This is a genomic window from Hyphomicrobium sp. 99, assembly GCF_000384335.2.
Lineage (GTDB): Bacteria > Pseudomonadota > Alphaproteobacteria > Rhizobiales > Hyphomicrobiaceae > Hyphomicrobium_B.
The window spans coordinates 841,926-855,990 of record NZ_KQ031382.1; the positions used below are offsets into that span (position 1 = coordinate 841,926).

Annotated in this window: 13 protein-coding genes and 2 pseudogenes; 4 read left to right on the top strand and 11 right to left on the bottom strand. The window is 60.6% G+C overall.

Translation table 11 applies throughout. The annotated features are described in order from the left end of the window. Positions 1 to 2: 2 nt before the first annotated feature. The 7 genes from G359_RS04315 to ftsE form a co-directional block, all read right to left on the bottom strand. A complete protein-coding gene (locus tag G359_RS04315; protein WP_045835136.1) occupies positions 3 to 425 on the bottom strand; it encodes a hypothetical protein in 423 nt (140 codons plus the stop codon). A 280-nt stretch (positions 426 to 705) separates the two neighbouring features. Next, complete coding sequence (locus tag G359_RS04320; protein ID WP_045835137.1) at positions 706 to 3,096, bottom strand: adenosylcobalamin-dependent ribonucleoside-diphosphate reductase; 2,391 nt, start codon at positions 3,094 to 3,096, stop codon at positions 706 to 708. 681 nt (positions 3,097 to 3,777) lie between these two features. Then, positions 3,778 to 4,080 carry a hypothetical protein gene (locus G359_RS04330; RefSeq protein WP_045835139.1) on the bottom strand — a complete coding sequence of 101 codons (303 nt, stop codon included), beginning with the start codon at positions 4,078 to 4,080 and terminating at the stop codon, positions 3,778 to 3,780. Between the two features lie 145 nt (positions 4,081 to 4,225). Next, on the bottom strand, positions 4,226 to 5,038 hold the full coding sequence (locus G359_RS04335) for a lysophospholipid acyltransferase family protein (RefSeq protein ID WP_245279928.1): 813 nt from the start codon (positions 5,036 to 5,038) through the stop codon (positions 4,226 to 4,228). Continuing rightward, positions 5,031 to 5,675 carry a YdcF family protein gene (locus G359_RS04340; RefSeq protein ID WP_045835140.1) on the bottom strand — a complete coding sequence of 215 codons (645 nt, stop codon included), beginning with the start codon at positions 5,673 to 5,675 and terminating at the stop codon, positions 5,031 to 5,033. The genes G359_RS04335 and G359_RS04340 overlap by 8 nt, the downstream gene beginning before the upstream one ends. A gap of 175 nt (positions 5,676 to 5,850) precedes the next feature. Then, on the bottom strand, positions 5,851 to 6,963 hold the full coding sequence (locus tag G359_RS04345) for a cell division protein FtsX (protein WP_045835141.1): 1,113 nt from the start codon (positions 6,961 to 6,963) through the stop codon (positions 5,851 to 5,853). After that, positions 6,947 to 7,603, bottom strand: coding sequence for a cell division ATP-binding protein FtsE (gene ftsE / locus G359_RS04350; RefSeq protein ID WP_045835142.1), 657 nt, complete (start codon positions 7,601 to 7,603; stop codon positions 6,947 to 6,949). The genes G359_RS04345 and ftsE overlap by 17 nt, the downstream gene beginning before the upstream one ends. Before the next feature lie 165 nt (positions 7,604 to 7,768). Between ftsE and hpt the strand changes: the two genes are divergently transcribed. Both hpt and G359_RS04360 read left to right on the top strand, forming a co-directional pair. Beyond that, positions 7,769 to 8,311 carry a hypoxanthine phosphoribosyltransferase gene (gene hpt / locus G359_RS04355; protein WP_045835143.1) on the top strand — a complete coding sequence of 181 codons (543 nt, stop codon included), beginning with the start codon at positions 7,769 to 7,771 and terminating at the stop codon, positions 8,309 to 8,311. Between the two features lie 94 nt (positions 8,312 to 8,405). Further along, entirely contained in the window at positions 8,406 to 8,768 is a 363-nt protein-coding gene (locus G359_RS04360) for a response regulator (RefSeq protein ID WP_045835144.1), read from the top strand. A 28-nt stretch (positions 8,769 to 8,796) separates the two neighbouring features. On the opposite strand, the gene moaA is transcribed toward G359_RS04360, so the two are convergent. From moaA to mobA, 3 genes are all read right to left on the bottom strand, one after another. Next, positions 8,797 to 9,822 carry a GTP 3',8-cyclase MoaA gene (gene moaA, locus G359_RS04365; RefSeq protein WP_045837631.1) on the bottom strand — a complete coding sequence of 342 codons (1,026 nt, stop codon included), beginning with the start codon at positions 9,820 to 9,822 and terminating at the stop codon, positions 8,797 to 8,799. 259 nt (positions 9,823 to 10,081) lie between these two features. Continuing rightward, positions 10,082 to 10,633 (bottom strand): molybdopterin-guanine dinucleotide biosynthesis protein B, encoded by a 552-nt coding sequence (gene mobB, locus G359_RS04370; protein ID WP_045835145.1) that lies wholly within the window; start codon positions 10,631 to 10,633, stop codon positions 10,082 to 10,084. A 5-nt stretch (positions 10,634 to 10,638) separates the two neighbouring features. After that, positions 10,639 to 11,271, bottom strand: a complete 633-nt coding sequence (gene mobA / locus G359_RS04375; protein ID WP_045835146.1) for a molybdenum cofactor guanylyltransferase MobA — start codon at positions 11,269 to 11,271, stop codon at positions 10,639 to 10,641. Positions 11,272 to 11,427: 156 nt separating this feature from the next. Here mobA and G359_RS04380 point away from each other — a divergent pair. Continuing rightward, positions 11,428 to 12,654 (top strand): annotated as a pseudogene (locus G359_RS04380) (P-loop NTPase); the annotation flags it as partial. Positions 12,655 to 12,684: 30 nt separating this feature from the next. Next, positions 12,685 to 12,990, top strand: a pseudogene (locus G359_RS21090) (gamma-butyrobetaine hydroxylase-like domain-containing protein); the annotation flags it as partial. A gap of 32 nt (positions 12,991 to 13,022) precedes the next feature. Here the strand turns inward: G359_RS21090 and G359_RS04385 are convergent. Continuing rightward, positions 13,023 to 14,042: a c-type cytochrome gene (locus G359_RS04385; protein ID WP_045835147.1), complete on the bottom strand. Its 1,020-nt coding sequence runs from the start codon at positions 14,040 to 14,042 to the stop codon at positions 13,023 to 13,025. Positions 14,043 to 14,065: the final 23 nt, after the last annotated feature.

Genomic DNA, 14,065 nt, shown 5'->3' on the forward strand with positions numbered 1-14,065 from the left:
GTTTAAGCCGAGTGCGGCTCCATCAGGAACTGCGCGGTGATGAGATCTGCCTCGACAGCTTCCGCTTCCTGCGATGACGATGCGAGCAGGTGCACGTGAACTTCATCGGCGCCAAGCACTGCCGAATGCTGGCGGATCTCGGCCAGGTTCTGCGTCGGGCAGCGGTTGGAGAGGCGGCCGATGGCGAGCACCGTGCGCCGCGAGCGATCGCTGCGGCGAACGAGAATGTAGTTGGCATCTTCCAATGTCGGGCAGTCGAAGAGGCTGTAGACAGTGTGCACGTAGCGTTTGCCCGACGCGCCGGTCCAGAAATGGAATCTCGGTGGAGCTTCAGGAAGCGTTGTTCCGAGGTTCGCCAGCGGGGCGGCTTCGACCGCCTGCCGGTGAGAACGGAACGCAGCAAGCTGAATAATTTCGGCACTCATAACGCACACCCCTTGTCGGCAACACATACCGATTACTGCTTTTCAAACCGTGATACCCGCCCGAGCGTGAGGAATGGTGAACTTTGGTTCGAAAATTTGACGCGATTGCCTCATCCGCGCCTCGATGGTCAATGAAGTGTTGAGAAAGGAGTGGATTGAAAACACTCTGCCCGAGTATGCGCGGATCATCGGCGCAAACGTCAACGCGCGTTAGCAATTTGATGCGAGATCGGGCGGCAGATGCAAACGAGGTTACTTTGATATTGTTAATTGCCGCGCATCAGCCGCAGCGGGAATAATCGCAATTCGCGCAGGTCCAGCAGCCTTCGATATGTCTCAAAGCCCGCTCTCCGCATTTGGGGCAAATGCGGGCCGAGGCGAAGGGAGAGACATGCTCCGAGGCGGCGTCCTCTCGTGGCCCCGCATCGGCAGCGATGCGCTGCACAGCTGCAATGGGCTGGAGTTTTGAATTGATGTCGTCGTCGCGGGTGAGAAACCCGATGTGGATCATGTGCTGCTCGATGACGTCGCCGATGGCCGCCAGCAGGCTCGGAACGTAACGCCCGCCCATCCACCGGCCACCTTCGGGATCGAACACGGCCTTTAACTCTTCGGCAACGAACGTGACATCGCCCCCGCGGCGGAACACGGCGCTGATCATACGCGTCAGCGCGACCGTCCAGGCGTAGTGCTCGAGGTTCTTCGTGTTGATGAAGACCTCGAAGGGCCGCCGCCGTCCGTCGCGGACGATGTCGTTGATCGTGACGTAAAGCGCATGCGCGCTCGCCGGCCATTTGATCTTGTAGGTTACGCCTTCGAGCGCCGCATCGCGCTCGAGCGGCTTCGTCATATAGACGACATCGCCGGACTTCGCCGGATCTTCGATGGCTCTAACCATCGGTGCGCTTTGAATAGCTGAAATTTCGTCGATCGATCTCGCCCCTTCACCTGAGGCTTTATCCGCACGCGAGAGAACGGCCCCGGTAATCGCATTGGGCCGATAGGTCGTGCAGCCTTTGAGCCCGAGATCGAAAGCCTCGGCATAAATGTCTTCGAATTGCTCGAAGGAAATGTTCTCCGGACAATTGATCGTTTTCGAAATGGCGCTGTCGACATAGGGCTGCAGCGCCGCCTGCATCGCGATGTGCTGGACAGGCGATAGCGTATCGGCAGTGACGAACGCTTCGGGCAGGGGCGCATCTTCTCCCGCCAGCGCGCGAAACTTCTGGTGCGCGTAGTCCTCGACTGTCTCTTCGGTCGCCGTCTGCCCCTCTCCGAGGACACGGCGTCGATAGACGAAATCGAAAACGGGTTCGATGCCGCTAGAAACGTTGCCAGCCAGAAGCGAGATCGTGCCAGTCGGAGCGATTGACGTGATGCAGCCGTTGCGAATGCCATTCGCCGCAATCGCATCACGCACATCGGCATTGAGCCGCAACACGTTCGGACGCGCTTGGAAAGCCTCCGCATCGTAAAGCGGAAACGCGCCTTTCTCGGCGGCGAGAGCCGCACTCGCCCGATAGGCGGCATTCTGGATCGCAGACATCCATTCGGCAGCCTTTTCGCGCGCAGCCGGACTGCCATAGGGGAGGCCGAGAAAAATCAGAGCATCCGCGAGCCCCGTGATGCCGAGACCGATGCGGCGCTTCGCATGCGCTTCCCGAGCCTGCGCTTCGAGGGGATAGCGCGAGATATCGATGATGTTGTCGAGAAAGCGAACGGCAGTCGCGACGCGCGCTTCGAGCTTTGCGCGGTCGATCCTGGCCGCAGGCGTAAAGGCATGCTCGAAGAGGCGCGCGAGATTGATCGACCCCAAAAGACAAGCGCCATAGGGAGGAAGCGGCTGCTCCCCGCACGGGTTGGTCGCCGAGATCGTTTCGCAATATTCGAGATTATTCGCGGCGTTCACCCGGTCGATGAAGATGACGCCGGGCTCCGCGTAATCGTAGGTCGCGCGCATGATCTTGTCCCAGAGAGCGCGCGCTTCGACAGTCTTGTAAACCTTGCCTTCGAAAACGAGATCCCACGGCGCGCCACGCTTGACGGCATCCATGAACGCGTCGGTCACCAGAACCGACAGGTTGAAATTCCGCAGCCGCAGCGAATCCGCCTTCGCCGCGATGAACGTCTCGATATCGGGATGATCGCACCGAAGCGTCGCCATCATCGCGCCGCGTCTCTGACCCGCCGACATGATCGTCCGGCACATCGCGTCCCAGACGTCCATGAAGCTCACAGGGCCCGATGCGTCCGCGCCGATGCTTTTGACCGCCGCGCCTTGCGGACGAAGCGTCGAAAAATCATGACCGATGCCGCCGCCGGCCTGCATCGTCAGCGCCGCCTCTTTGACGCTTTCGAAAATGCTCGTGAGATCATCCTCGATCCGGCCGAGAACGAAGCAGTTGAAGAGCGTGACGTTCCGGTCGGTCCCGGCCCCCGCAAGGATGCGCCCCGCCGGCTGAAATCCGAAGTCGGACATCGCGTCGTAAAAGGCGCGGGCCCACGCCTCTTGGCTCCCGGCTTCCTCGACCGACGCCGCAGCCACCGCGATGCGCCGGAAGGTATCTTCCAGGGTCTTGTCGGCCGCCACCGTCGACGATCCGGCAAAGCGGTACTTCCGCCGCCAGATAGCGTCCGAAATAGCCGGAAGATCTGAAAAAATCGCACTCATCAGGTGCCCGGAATATGGGTATTAAAAGCTCATTTTCAATTCATGTTCACTATATGTTCCAAAAGCTCTTCTGTCAATCGGGTCGTGTCTCAGTTTGAAAAACGCGGAGACTGATATGGGAATTGCAACACGACCTTCGACGGCACGTCAGAATTGCGGCCGTGATCCGCGCGATAGCGCCGTTATTTGGGACCGATGTCGGAAACTACCGCAGGGCTACGCCAAATGAGATTTCACAACTAGGCGCCAGCGAACAGTGCCTTGATTGGCGGTATGCTGGTGATGGTTTTGCGGGGGAATGTTCTTCCCTTTCACGAAGGTGGCGCTCACGCCGCAGCCCTCGCATCGATAAATACCAGAATCGGGTGTTAGAGTATTGGGTTGATGGAGTTGATCGAACTCGGGGCCATCTTGCTGAGCGAGATACTTCTCGTACTTGTAATAAGCCATAGATCACCTGTGCTGCAGTAGCGGAAAAATGCAGTCATGAAATGACGTGTTTCTTATACGTTTTAGCCCATCCTGGTTTTGGTGCGGCTGCATCCATCAATCCAATGATTTCTTCTGCCGTCAACAGATGATCCGTAATCCCCGCAGTTCGCCGGTGCTCCACATGCAAAAAAACCGCCAGCCCGGATCAACGGGCAAGCGGCCTTATAAACCAGTCGAAAATCTTCGCCCTTAGAGCTTGCAGAGCGTCGCTTCGCCCTTGCACTGCCAGCCGATCGTTCCGGCGCTGCACTTATAGCGGCGCGGACCGAACGAATAGCCGGGCGTGCCGTTGCCGGAGACCCAGGTGAAATAGATGCTCCAGTCGGTTGCCTGCAGCAGGGCTGCGTCGACCTGGAATTGAGCGAGTTTCTCGGTAAGGGCGACGCCTTCGGCGGCCTTCTTGAAACAGTCTTTGGCTTCAGCCGGTGCGGCTGCCATGGCAGCGCCAGCGACGGCAAGAACGGCCCACATCGATCGGGCGGCAGTGCGCATTGGGAGTCTCCGTGATTGAAAACGATGAGAACTCGACCGTGCCATATCGAACTGGCGGCCGCGCATCACAAACCATGCGGGGAGGACGATTTCCCCCGCATTGCGGCATCCGCACATCATGCTTTTCGGGCGGCTGGGGAAAACGTCAGCCCGCGTGCGCGCGCCGATAGTCCAGCGCAAGCGGCGGAGGCGAGGGGCTTCTTGCAGCTTCCTCGATCAATGCCGTGCTCGCCGCCTCGATCGCCGCCTCGATGCGCGAACGAAATTCGGCACGCGGCAATCCGGGCGGCAGCGGCGGTAGGAACTCGACGACGATCGTTCCGGGATATCGCCAGAGGCTGCGCCGTGGCCAGAAGAGACCCGAGTTCAACGCCAAAGGAACAGTGACGACGCCAAGCGCCTCATAAAGCGCAACATAACCCGGCTTATAATCGGGAGCAGCGCCCGGCATCGTGCGCGTGCCCTCCGGAAAGATGACAACCTCGCGATTGATGCTGATGCGCTGCCGCGCATCGCGGATCATCGATTTGAGCGCCGCCGAAGCCTTCTCGCGCTTGACGAGAATGTGCTCGAACTTCACGCAGAACCAGCCGTAGAACGGGATCCATTTCAGTTCGTCCTTGAGCACGATCGCCGGATCGCGAAAGAGCGAAATGAGGCCGAAGGTGTCCCAAGCCGATTGATGCTTGGAGATGACGAGACAACCCGTCTTCGGTAAATTTTCCTGGCCGCGAACTTCGAGCTTCGTCCCGCAGATCATGGCGAGCAGCCAGACGCAGGTTCGCCCGTGCACCTCGAGCCCCTTCATCGCCCACGGCCGAGGCCCGAGCAGCAGCCACGAGCCGAGCACGAGATAAAGGGCCGTTACGACGTAAAAGACGACGAAATAGATCAGCGAGCGCGCGATGACCAGCGCGCTAGGCCGGGGCAACTTTCTGTCCATTGAGCTGTCAACCATCGACGCGCTTCTGCGGCATGATCGCGACCGATTGCCCGTCATGCCAGTCCATGACGCGCTGCGCGGTCAGGCGCGCGACGGCCGGAAGAAATTTCAGATATTCGGAAAGCAGAACCCTCGTCGTCGCAACGTGAAGCCACCACGCGGTTTCCGGAAAGCGCTTCGGAGTAACAGCGTAAGGCACCAGCGTGACGCCCGGCATGGCGAGAGCGAGTTCCGCGAGGCTGCGCGGCATGTGATAGCGCGAAGTCACGATAATGAGCTTCGTGTAGCCGTTCGTATTGGCCCAAGTCCTCGTCTCGTCGGCATTCCCGACCGTATCCAGAGCCTCATATCCGAGATCGACGCAGCAATTGAAAACCTGATTATCGATTTTGACGATGCGTTGCATCTCTTCGCGGCTGACTTTGCGATTGACGCCGGAGATAAGCATGCGCTTCGCGCGGCCTTCGCTCATCAGTCTCGCACCGGCCTCGATCCGATTGTCGCCGCCCGTCAGAACCACGATGCCGTCGGCCTTGTCGAGGTCCGCGGCGTCATCCCGAGTGACCGAAACCGCAAATAGCACGAAGCCAAACGCCAACGCGGCCGCGCCGAGCGCCAGCAAGAAAATCATCGCGTGCGAGAGCTTCTTCATTTGCGGGATATGCTGTTCGTGTCGCCTGTCTGCCTGCGGTTCGCCGGCCGAAGTGTAACCGATTTGGACCGCTCACGCAGCCTCCTCGCCGATCCGGCACGGCGTTGCCCTACACGAAATCGCGCCGGTTGGCACGCGGCTCGGATCGAGTTTTTTTTAAGCGGTGGCCGATAGGTTAGTGCTGCCCATTCAGAATGCGGTAGACCCCGACGCGGGATGTCACCATGCAGAGCCCAGCTATCGTTACGACGACAAATCCCAGAATAACGTAACCGAGAGCATCGAGCGCGCCCGTACCGATCAGCCGCTGCATCTCAACGGCGCTGACGGCGCCCCCTCCCAACAACTCGGTAATGGCTGGCATACAAATGAAAACCAGCATTGCGCAGCTCGCGCCGACGATGCCGGCCTTGATCCCGAGCCTTAGGAAATGCTTCTCGAATTCGCGAGAAATGAACTTATCGGTGGCGCCGACGAAATGCAGAACCTCGACGATCTCGCGGTTCGAGGCCATCGCGCTGCGCGTCGCCGATACGATGATAGCCATTGTCGCTGCGCCGACGAGCACGAGGATCGCAATCCCGCCCAACGCCAGCGATCGTGTGACAGCCCGGATCTGGGCTTGCCAGCGCCGGTGATCATCGAGCGAAGCGCCTTTGAAATCCCGTCCGAGAGCAGACCCGATTGCTGCGAGATCCGGTGGATCGGTCCGGTTGACCTCGACGGCGATCAACCGCGGCACGGGGAGCGACTTCAAAGCGTCGGCCGAGCCGAGCCAAGGCTGAAGGAGTTCCGCCGATTGATCGAGGTTCAACGCACTGACGTTCGCGATGCCGTGCTGCTTTTTCAGATAGCCAACGACGTCCCCGACCACTTTGTCGATATCGCCGTTTTCTTGCGGAGTGACCTGAACCGTAACCTCGCTCGCAATGTCGTTGAGCCAGGCATCGGATGATTCCTTGATCATCCAAACCGCGCCGGAGGTGAGGCACGCGAGGAAGCACATGATGCCGATGACAAGCGTCAGCGATCGGCCGGTGACCGAGCCCGGCGGAACGACCGGAGCCGTCACTTTCATTTTGCGCGCCCGGTCGCGATCACGCGCCGGAGGCTTGAGATTGCGTTGCGGATCTTCCGCCGTCACCGTCGGCTCGGCGTCGCCATACTGCGGCGGATAGCCTGCGGTACGCGCCGTCACGCTTGTCACGGGCTCGTCATAGGGATCGTATCCCGGCAGCGGCATCGCCGGTTCGACACGTCCGGGAAAGCGGCTAGATGATCCGGACATGGCCCTTGTGCACCTCAATGCGCGGCGCCTTGAACTGCCGCATCAGCTGATGATCGTGCGTCGCGATCACGACGGAGGTACCCAGTCTGTTCAACTCGACGAACAGCCGGAGAAGACGCCGGGCCATCTGCGGATCGACGTTCCCCGTCGGCTCGTCGGCGAGCAGGACTTCCGGCTTCCCGATGACCGCCCGCGCGATGGCCGCGCGCTGCTTCTCGCCGCCCGACAAGACGGAAGGATTAACATACATCCGATCGCCGAGACCAACCCATTGCAATAGGTCCGTCACGTCCTCGCGGTAGTCGGACGGCTTCTTGCCGACCACCTGCAGAGGAAGCGCGACATTCTCCCAGACCGTCAAATGATCGAGGAGCCTGAAATCCTGAAAGACGATGCCGATGCGTCGCCGCATCTGAGCACGCTTCTGCGGCCGGACCTTCGTCACGTCCTCGCCGAACATTCGGATTTCACCGCGGTTCGGATGCAGCGACATGAACATCAGCCGGAGCAGCGATGACTTCCCCGCCCCGGATTCCCCGTGCAAAAAGTGGAACGAGCCCGGCCGCAGATGGAAGGTCACATCCTGCAGCACCTCGGGCCCTCTGTCGTATTTCAGTCCGACATTCGTCAAGCGAATCAAGAGGTATTTGCCTTGGCAGTGGATATCCGGAGCACTTTGCGAAGTCCGAAACTTATAGACACGTCGCGGACACAATGATCAATCGATTACGATTGTGGCGTGGTCGTGTACACAGGATCCTGAAGGGTCCGCCCCGCCGGTCACCCTGAATGACAGGATGAATAAATGCCCGATTCAAATACCAAGCACACAATCGAAACAATATTTTCTGCTGAGGATATTCGCGCCCGTCTCCAGGTCCTTGCTGCCCAAATCGCAGCCAAAGGGCCCCAGAACCTTCTGGTTGTGCCGGTTCTCAAGGGCAGCTTCGTTTTCGCGGCCGATTTGTTGAGGGCCCTCTTTGAGGCTGGCCTCGCGCCCGAAGTCGATTTCCTGACGCTCTCGAGCTACCGGAAAAGCCGGGAATCCTCAGGTCAGGTGACGATCCTGCGCGATTTGGATCTCGATGTTCAGCATCGGCACGTCATTTTGATCGACGATGTTCTCGATTCCGGCCGTACGCTGGCTTTTGCCAAGGATTTGATTTCGGCCCGGGGCGCGACGCGCATCGAAACGTGCGTATTGCTCGACAAGAAGGCACCGCGCGCCGTATCGATCGAACCGGACTATTGTGCTTTCGAATGTCCCAACGTCTTTGTCGTCGGCTACGGCATGGACGTTGCGCACCGCTACCGGGAGTTGCCTTTCGTAGGTCGCCTCGTCGATTAGGATTTGGAATGCGGGGTTCTTTCCGCGCATGACGGCCGGCTCGCGGAACGCGAGTCGTCATGTGCAAGGTAGAAAGAGGGAGGGGGCGGTAACAATGGCGACGATCCTGCTCGCAGACGACGATGCTGCGGTTCGCGACCTCGTCAGGCGGGCGCTGAGCTCCGACGGTCATACGGTCCACGTCACGCAGGACGGCGTCGAGGCGCTCGAGCAGCTCGGAGCGAATGGTGTCGCCTTTGAGATCCTGATCACCGATGTGGATATGCCCCAGCTTGACGGCATCTCCCTCGCGGAGAAGGCCCTCGTCATGAAGCCGGCGCTCGCGGTGATCTTGATGTCGGGCTTCTCAGATCAGCTTGAGCGCGCCGCCCGCCTCCGAGCCCGCCGGCTGCTTTCCATCTCGAAGCCCTTCACGCTCGACCAGATCAAGCAGGTCGTCAAAAGCGTGCTCACCTGAAGGAAAAGGCTGCTCTGCATGGGCAGCTTCAGCCGCCGGTCACGCTCATATGGCGCCGGACCGACGGTTTCTTCGTGCGCCGGTCGATGACGAAGTCGTGCCCCTTGGGCTTGCGCGAGATGGCTTCAACGATGGCGGCGTCGAGCAATGCATCGTCCGGAGACGCCCTGAGCGGAGCCCGCAGGTCCGCGTCGTCTTCTTGGCCGAGACACATGTAGAGTTGACCCGTACACGTGACACGCACGCGGTTGCAGCTTTCGCAGAAGTTGTGCGTGAGCGGCGTGATGAAGCCAAGCCGGCCGCCCGTCTCTTTTACAGTCACATAGCGGGCAGGTCCGCCCGTGCGATACGGATTGTCTTCGAGCGTCAGGCGATCCATCAAACGTGCGCGCACGATCGACAACGGCAAGTATTGATCTGTCCGGTCTTCGCCGATATCGCCGAGCGGCATCGTCTCGATCAACGTCAAATCGGCGCCGCGGGCATGCGCGAAGCGAACGAGAGTTTCGATCTCGTCTTCGTTGATGCCCTTGAGTGCAACGGCATTGAATTTGACGCGAATGCCGGCAGCTTCCGCAGCGTCGACGCCGCGAAGAACAGTCGCGAGGTCGCCCCAGCGGGTTACCGCCTTGAACTTGACCGGATCGAGTGTGTCGAGCGAAACATTGATCCGCCGCACGCCAGCCGAATAAAGCTCGCCCGCGTACTTCTCGAGCTGGCTCGCATTCGTCGTTAGCGTCAGCTCATCGAGCGCGCCGCTTTCGAGATGCCGGCCGAGAGCCCGGAAGAGCCAAAGAATGTTGCGGCGCACCAGAGGTTCGCCCCCGGTGATGCGCAGCTTCCGGACGCCTTGCCGGACGAATGCCGCACACAGCCGGTCGAGTTCCTCGAGCGTCAGAAGATCCCGCTTCGGCAGGAACGTCATGTGTTCGGTCATGCAGTAAACGCAGCGGAAATCGCACCGGTCCGTCACGGACACGCGCAAATACTCGATCGCCCGGCCGAAGGGATCGATCAGCGGCTGCACAGTCGTTTGGGCAGGCGTGCCCAGCATGCGAATATCTCCGGAAGAGGCCCTGAGACGTTCCATATCGTACCTCCGAGCGTCAAGGGCAAGCTCGGGTCTCGCGTCAGGGTGTCTTAAATCGTATTAAGGCCGTCTGGCGGGAGGAAAATATGAGAAGTCCAACGGTTTACTTTGTGCTGGGTTTCGTCACGGCATCCGTGATCTGGCTGTTCGTTTTCGCCTTTTTGAATGACCAGCTGCTACGCACTTTTTCGAGCTTCAGCGGCCATTCTTAGAGCTTCTGGGCTTAGGCCCGCTGACGAACACGGTTGAAAGGGCCGAGCGTCCGGACGATCAGCGCCGCGATGCTGTCGATGTCGTTGAGATCGAACACGGGCTTGCCGTGCGCATCGACCTCATAATCGGCCGCGATGGCGAGTACGAGCGGATCGTTCGGGGCCAGAAGCTTCTCCGAGGCGACAGCCGCACGCCGAACCTCGATCTTTGGAATATTAGCTGCCTTATACCCCTCGACGAGGATGATGTCCGACGGATTGAGCCTGCTAGCGACCGCCTCGAGTGCGGGCTCGCCCGCGGTATCGATTTCTTCGATCACGGCAACGCGCGAGCCCGAGACGATCGCCGTTTCCGCAGCACCGGCCGCGCGATGCCGTGCCGTATCGCTTCCCGGCGCATCGATATCGAACTTATGGTGCGTATGCTTGATCGTCGCGACGCGAAGCCCTTCGCCCGCGAAGTGTCGCGTCAGCTTTTCGATCAACGTCGTCTTGCCTGAGTTCGACCACCCGGCGACGCCGAAGAGCGGCAACGGATGTGCCGGCCGAAATGCATTGCCCAAGTTTCTTATCCTTCTGTGGAACCTGCGAGGAGAGCGCGGGCGGTTGAAAGATCGTCAGGCGTATTGATGTTGAAAAAAGGGTCGAGCCTCGCCCCGTGAATGTCGCGCATCGGAAAAGCGACCGCAACAGCATTGAGATGGGCCGCGAGCTTATCGACACTCAAGGCGCGATTGTTGAGGGCTTCCGCAATTGTTTGCCTGGCGCTTATAGGCCAGATCGCGATTGTCGGATGACGGCGCTCGCCCGATATCGCTATCGAAACGCCGCCGCGCCGGCTTGCGTCGAGCCTTGCGACGAGATCGTTTGGTAGGAACGGAACATCCGCTGAGACGGTCGCGATCGCACTGCACTCGGGCGCATGCTGCGCCGCCCAATCCAGGGACGCGAGAAGGCCGCTGAGCGGACCGAGCTCGGGATTTTCATTATCCGATATGGTCTCGAGATCGAATTCCGCGAACCGGCCGGGATCGCCGTTGACATTGAGGATCAGCCGGCCGACCTGCGGGCGAAACTGCGCGATGACGCGCGCCAGGATCGATTGCCCTCCGAGATCGGCAAGCCCCTTATCCCCGCCGCCAAAGCGCCGCGAGCGGCCTCCCGCAAGAATGACGCCGAGGATCTGATCGGAAGTAGCCATGCGTAACGATTAGGGTCCGCGCTGAAAGTCCGCAAGTCGTGGAAATATTTGAGCTCTGGCGGTTTAGCGGTCACAATGGTCCTTTCCACCAGAGCCGCCCGGACTTATATCGCGCGGATAGAAATTGGCGCTGCTTCGGCGCCCCGGGAGACGCTCATGCCAGTCGATAAGACACAGGTGCTTGCCGCCCTGCGTCGGGTCAAAGGTCCTGACCTCGAAAGCAACATCGTGGATCTTGGCCTCGTGTCCGAGATCTTCATCAAGGATGACCATCCGTATTTTTCGATCACCATTCCAGCGAGCCGCGCCGAAGAGCTGGAACAGCTGCGCCTCGCCGCTGAGAAAGTGGTCGCCGGTATCGAGGGCGTCACGGGCGTGACCGCCGTGCTGACCGCTGAAGCCGAAGGCGGACAATCAAGGCAGCCCCCGCCGCCGCGCGCACCTGCTGGTGGTATCAAAGCCATGTCGGGCCCCCGTCCCGAGCACCCGCGCGTGCAAGAGGCGCGAGCAAAGGGCGCGACGGGGGATGCTGCAGGTCCACGTCAGGCTGCTGCCGCGGGCGCGAACCCCGCCGCGAAAGCCCAGAGCATTCCCGGCGTCAAACACGTCATCGCGGTCGCCTCCGGCAAAGGCGGCGTCGGCAAATCGACCGTGGCCGTCAATCTCGCGCTCGGTCTTCAGGCGATCGGCATGAAAGTCGGCATCGTCGATGCCGACATTTATGGTCCGTCGCAGCCGCGTTTGCTCGGCATCACCGGAAAGCCGACGGTCAGCAACGGCAAAGTCATCAAGCCGCTCGAAGGCTGGGGCCTGAAAGTCATGTCGATGGGCTTCCTCGTCGATGAGGGAACGCCCGTCGTCTGGCGCGGACCGATGGTCGTCTCGGCGCTGGGACAGATGCTGCGCGAAACCGATTGGGCAGGCACGACCGGCGAACTCGATGTCCTTGTCATCGACATGCCGCCCGGCACCGGCGATGTGCAGCTGACGATCTCGCAGAGCGTGCCCCTGTCCGGCGCCGTGATCGTCTCGACGCCGCAAGACCTCGCGCTGATCGACGCCCGCAAAGGCATCGCGATGTTCAAGCGCGTCGAGGTTCCGATCCTCGGCATCATCGAGAACATGAGCTACTTCCTCTGCCCGAAGTGCGGCGAACGCTCCGACGTGTTCGGCCACGGCGGCGCCCGCGACGAAGCGGCGAAGTTCGGCGTGCCGTTCCTCGGCGAAGTGCCACTGCACATGGATATCCGCGAGACATCCGACAGCGGCAAGCCCGTGACCGTTGCCGCGCCCGAAAGCGTTCACGCGGGAATTTTCCGCGAGTTGGCGGCCCGCACGTGGACAGAGGTCGAGCGCGCCAAGGGAACGCTGACCCCGCCGCCCGTTCTCGAAATCGCCGACGGCGGCAAGCTTCTGAAAGCGGCCTTCCCCGACGGCCGCTCTTTCGATTTGCCCGCCGAATTCCTCCGCGTCGTAAGTCCGTCGGCGGAAGTGCAAGGTCACTCGCCCTCGCAGCGCATAACCGTGCCGCGAAAGAAGCACGTGAAGATCACGGGGCTCAGTCCGATCGGGAATTATGCGACGCGCATCGCCTTCGACGACGGCCATAACACCGGGCTCTTCACCTGGGGTTATCTCCACCTCATCGGTCGCGAAAAGGAAACGCGCTGGGGGCAATATCTCGAAGAACTCGCGGCCAAAGGTTTGACGCGCGAATAGTTGGGCAGGCGTGCAGAGAGCCTGCCGAGCCGCTAACGCTGCGCGTCGTGCGTTTCCTCGAGCTTCTTGATTGCCGCTTCGATCGGAGCGAACGGCCCGTACTTGTGCTGCTCCGCCGAAAACCCGTCCGCATACGGCCCATAGGCCGTATCGACCGGCTTTTCGATCCTGTTCGGGTAATCGCGATCCAGGTCCGGCACGGATGGGCGCGGCTGGGAGTCGATATAGGCCGCAACGTCCCAAGCATCCTCAGGTGAGAGCGCCGGAGCTTTCCATGTCGTCCCCTGGGGCATGTTGCTGTGAATGAAATTTGCGGCTTCGATGAGCCTGTCCATTCCGGCGCCGTCGTTGAAGCTGTCCGGTCCCCAAAGCGGTGGAAACGTGTAGCCCTTGGCATCGCCAACCTTGCCAACGCGCTGACCTTCTCCGTTCGCGCCATGGCACACCGCGCAGTTGTTCGCGTAGACGGTTCGACCCTTTGCCGGATCGGCTGCGCGGTCGAGCTGAGCCATCCGGCCGCTACCGCGTCCTGGCGTTTTCCCGCCGACGGGGCGGCCCTTCGACAGGAACATGAGATAGGCGGCCATGGCTGTCATCTCGGGACCTTCGGGCGGCAGTCGTTTGCCGTTCATGCTGCGCTCCATGCAACCTTGGATGCGCTCCTGGATAGTATCGACCTGTCCCAAACGGGCCGAATACGCGGGAAAATCCGCGTAGACGCCGACCAGCGGCAGTCCGAATTCTTGCGTGCCCGCGTTGATGTGGCAGCTCTGGCAATCGAGATTGTTCCCGGCGAACCTGCGCGAGGCGTCCGCGACTTCAGGACCAATCAGCGACGACGTCTTGCTGATGAGATCGCGTCCATATCGGACGGTTTTTCCCAACACATCGTCCGGCAGCTTGTCGATATCAGGAACGGTCCACGCCGATGACGTTGCCGCGACAGCCGCGGACGGTGCGGCTCCATCGTCTGCACGGACGTGAGACGTCACCAGCGCGCTGATCGCAATGATACCTGCGCAGCGCAAGACTGCGAATTTCGAAGAGGCCATGATTCGAATCCGGTTGAGCTTTT

Coding starts and splice junctions, on each gene's coding strand:
- G359_RS04360 (WP_045835144.1), top strand. CDS start 8,406: ATGGCGACGATCCTGCTCGCAGACGACGATGCTGCGGTTCGCGACCTC.
- moaA (WP_045837631.1), bottom strand. CDS start 9,822: ATGCTGGGCACGCCTGCCCAAACGACTGTGCAGCCGCTGATCGATCCC.
- G359_RS04320 (WP_045835137.1), bottom strand. CDS start 3,096: ATGAGTGCGATTTTTTCAGATCTTCCGGCTATTTCGGACGCTATCTGG.
- G359_RS04335 (WP_245279928.1), bottom strand. CDS start 5,038: ATGGTTGACAGCTCAATGGACAGAAAGTTGCCCCGGCCTAGCGCGCTG.
- mobA (WP_045835146.1), bottom strand. CDS start 11,271: ATGGCTACTTCCGATCAGATCCTCGGCGTCATTCTTGCGGGAGGCCGC.
- G359_RS04330 (WP_045835139.1), bottom strand. CDS start 4,080: ATGCGCACTGCCGCCCGATCGATGTGGGCCGTTCTTGCCGTCGCTGGC.
- hpt (WP_045835143.1), top strand. CDS start 7,769: ATGCCCGATTCAAATACCAAGCACACAATCGAAACAATATTTTCTGCT.
- G359_RS04340 (WP_045835140.1), bottom strand. CDS start 5,675: ATGAAGAAGCTCTCGCACGCGATGATTTTCTTGCTGGCGCTCGGCGCG.
- G359_RS04345 (WP_045835141.1), bottom strand. CDS start 6,963: ATGTCCGGATCATCTAGCCGCTTTCCCGGACGTGTCGAACCGGCGATG.
- G359_RS04385 (WP_045835147.1), bottom strand. CDS start 14,042: ATGGCCTCTTCGAAATTCGCAGTCTTGCGCTGCGCAGGTATCATTGCG.
- G359_RS04315 (WP_045835136.1), bottom strand. CDS start 425: ATGAGTGCCGAAATTATTCAGCTTGCTGCGTTCCGTTCTCACCGGCAG.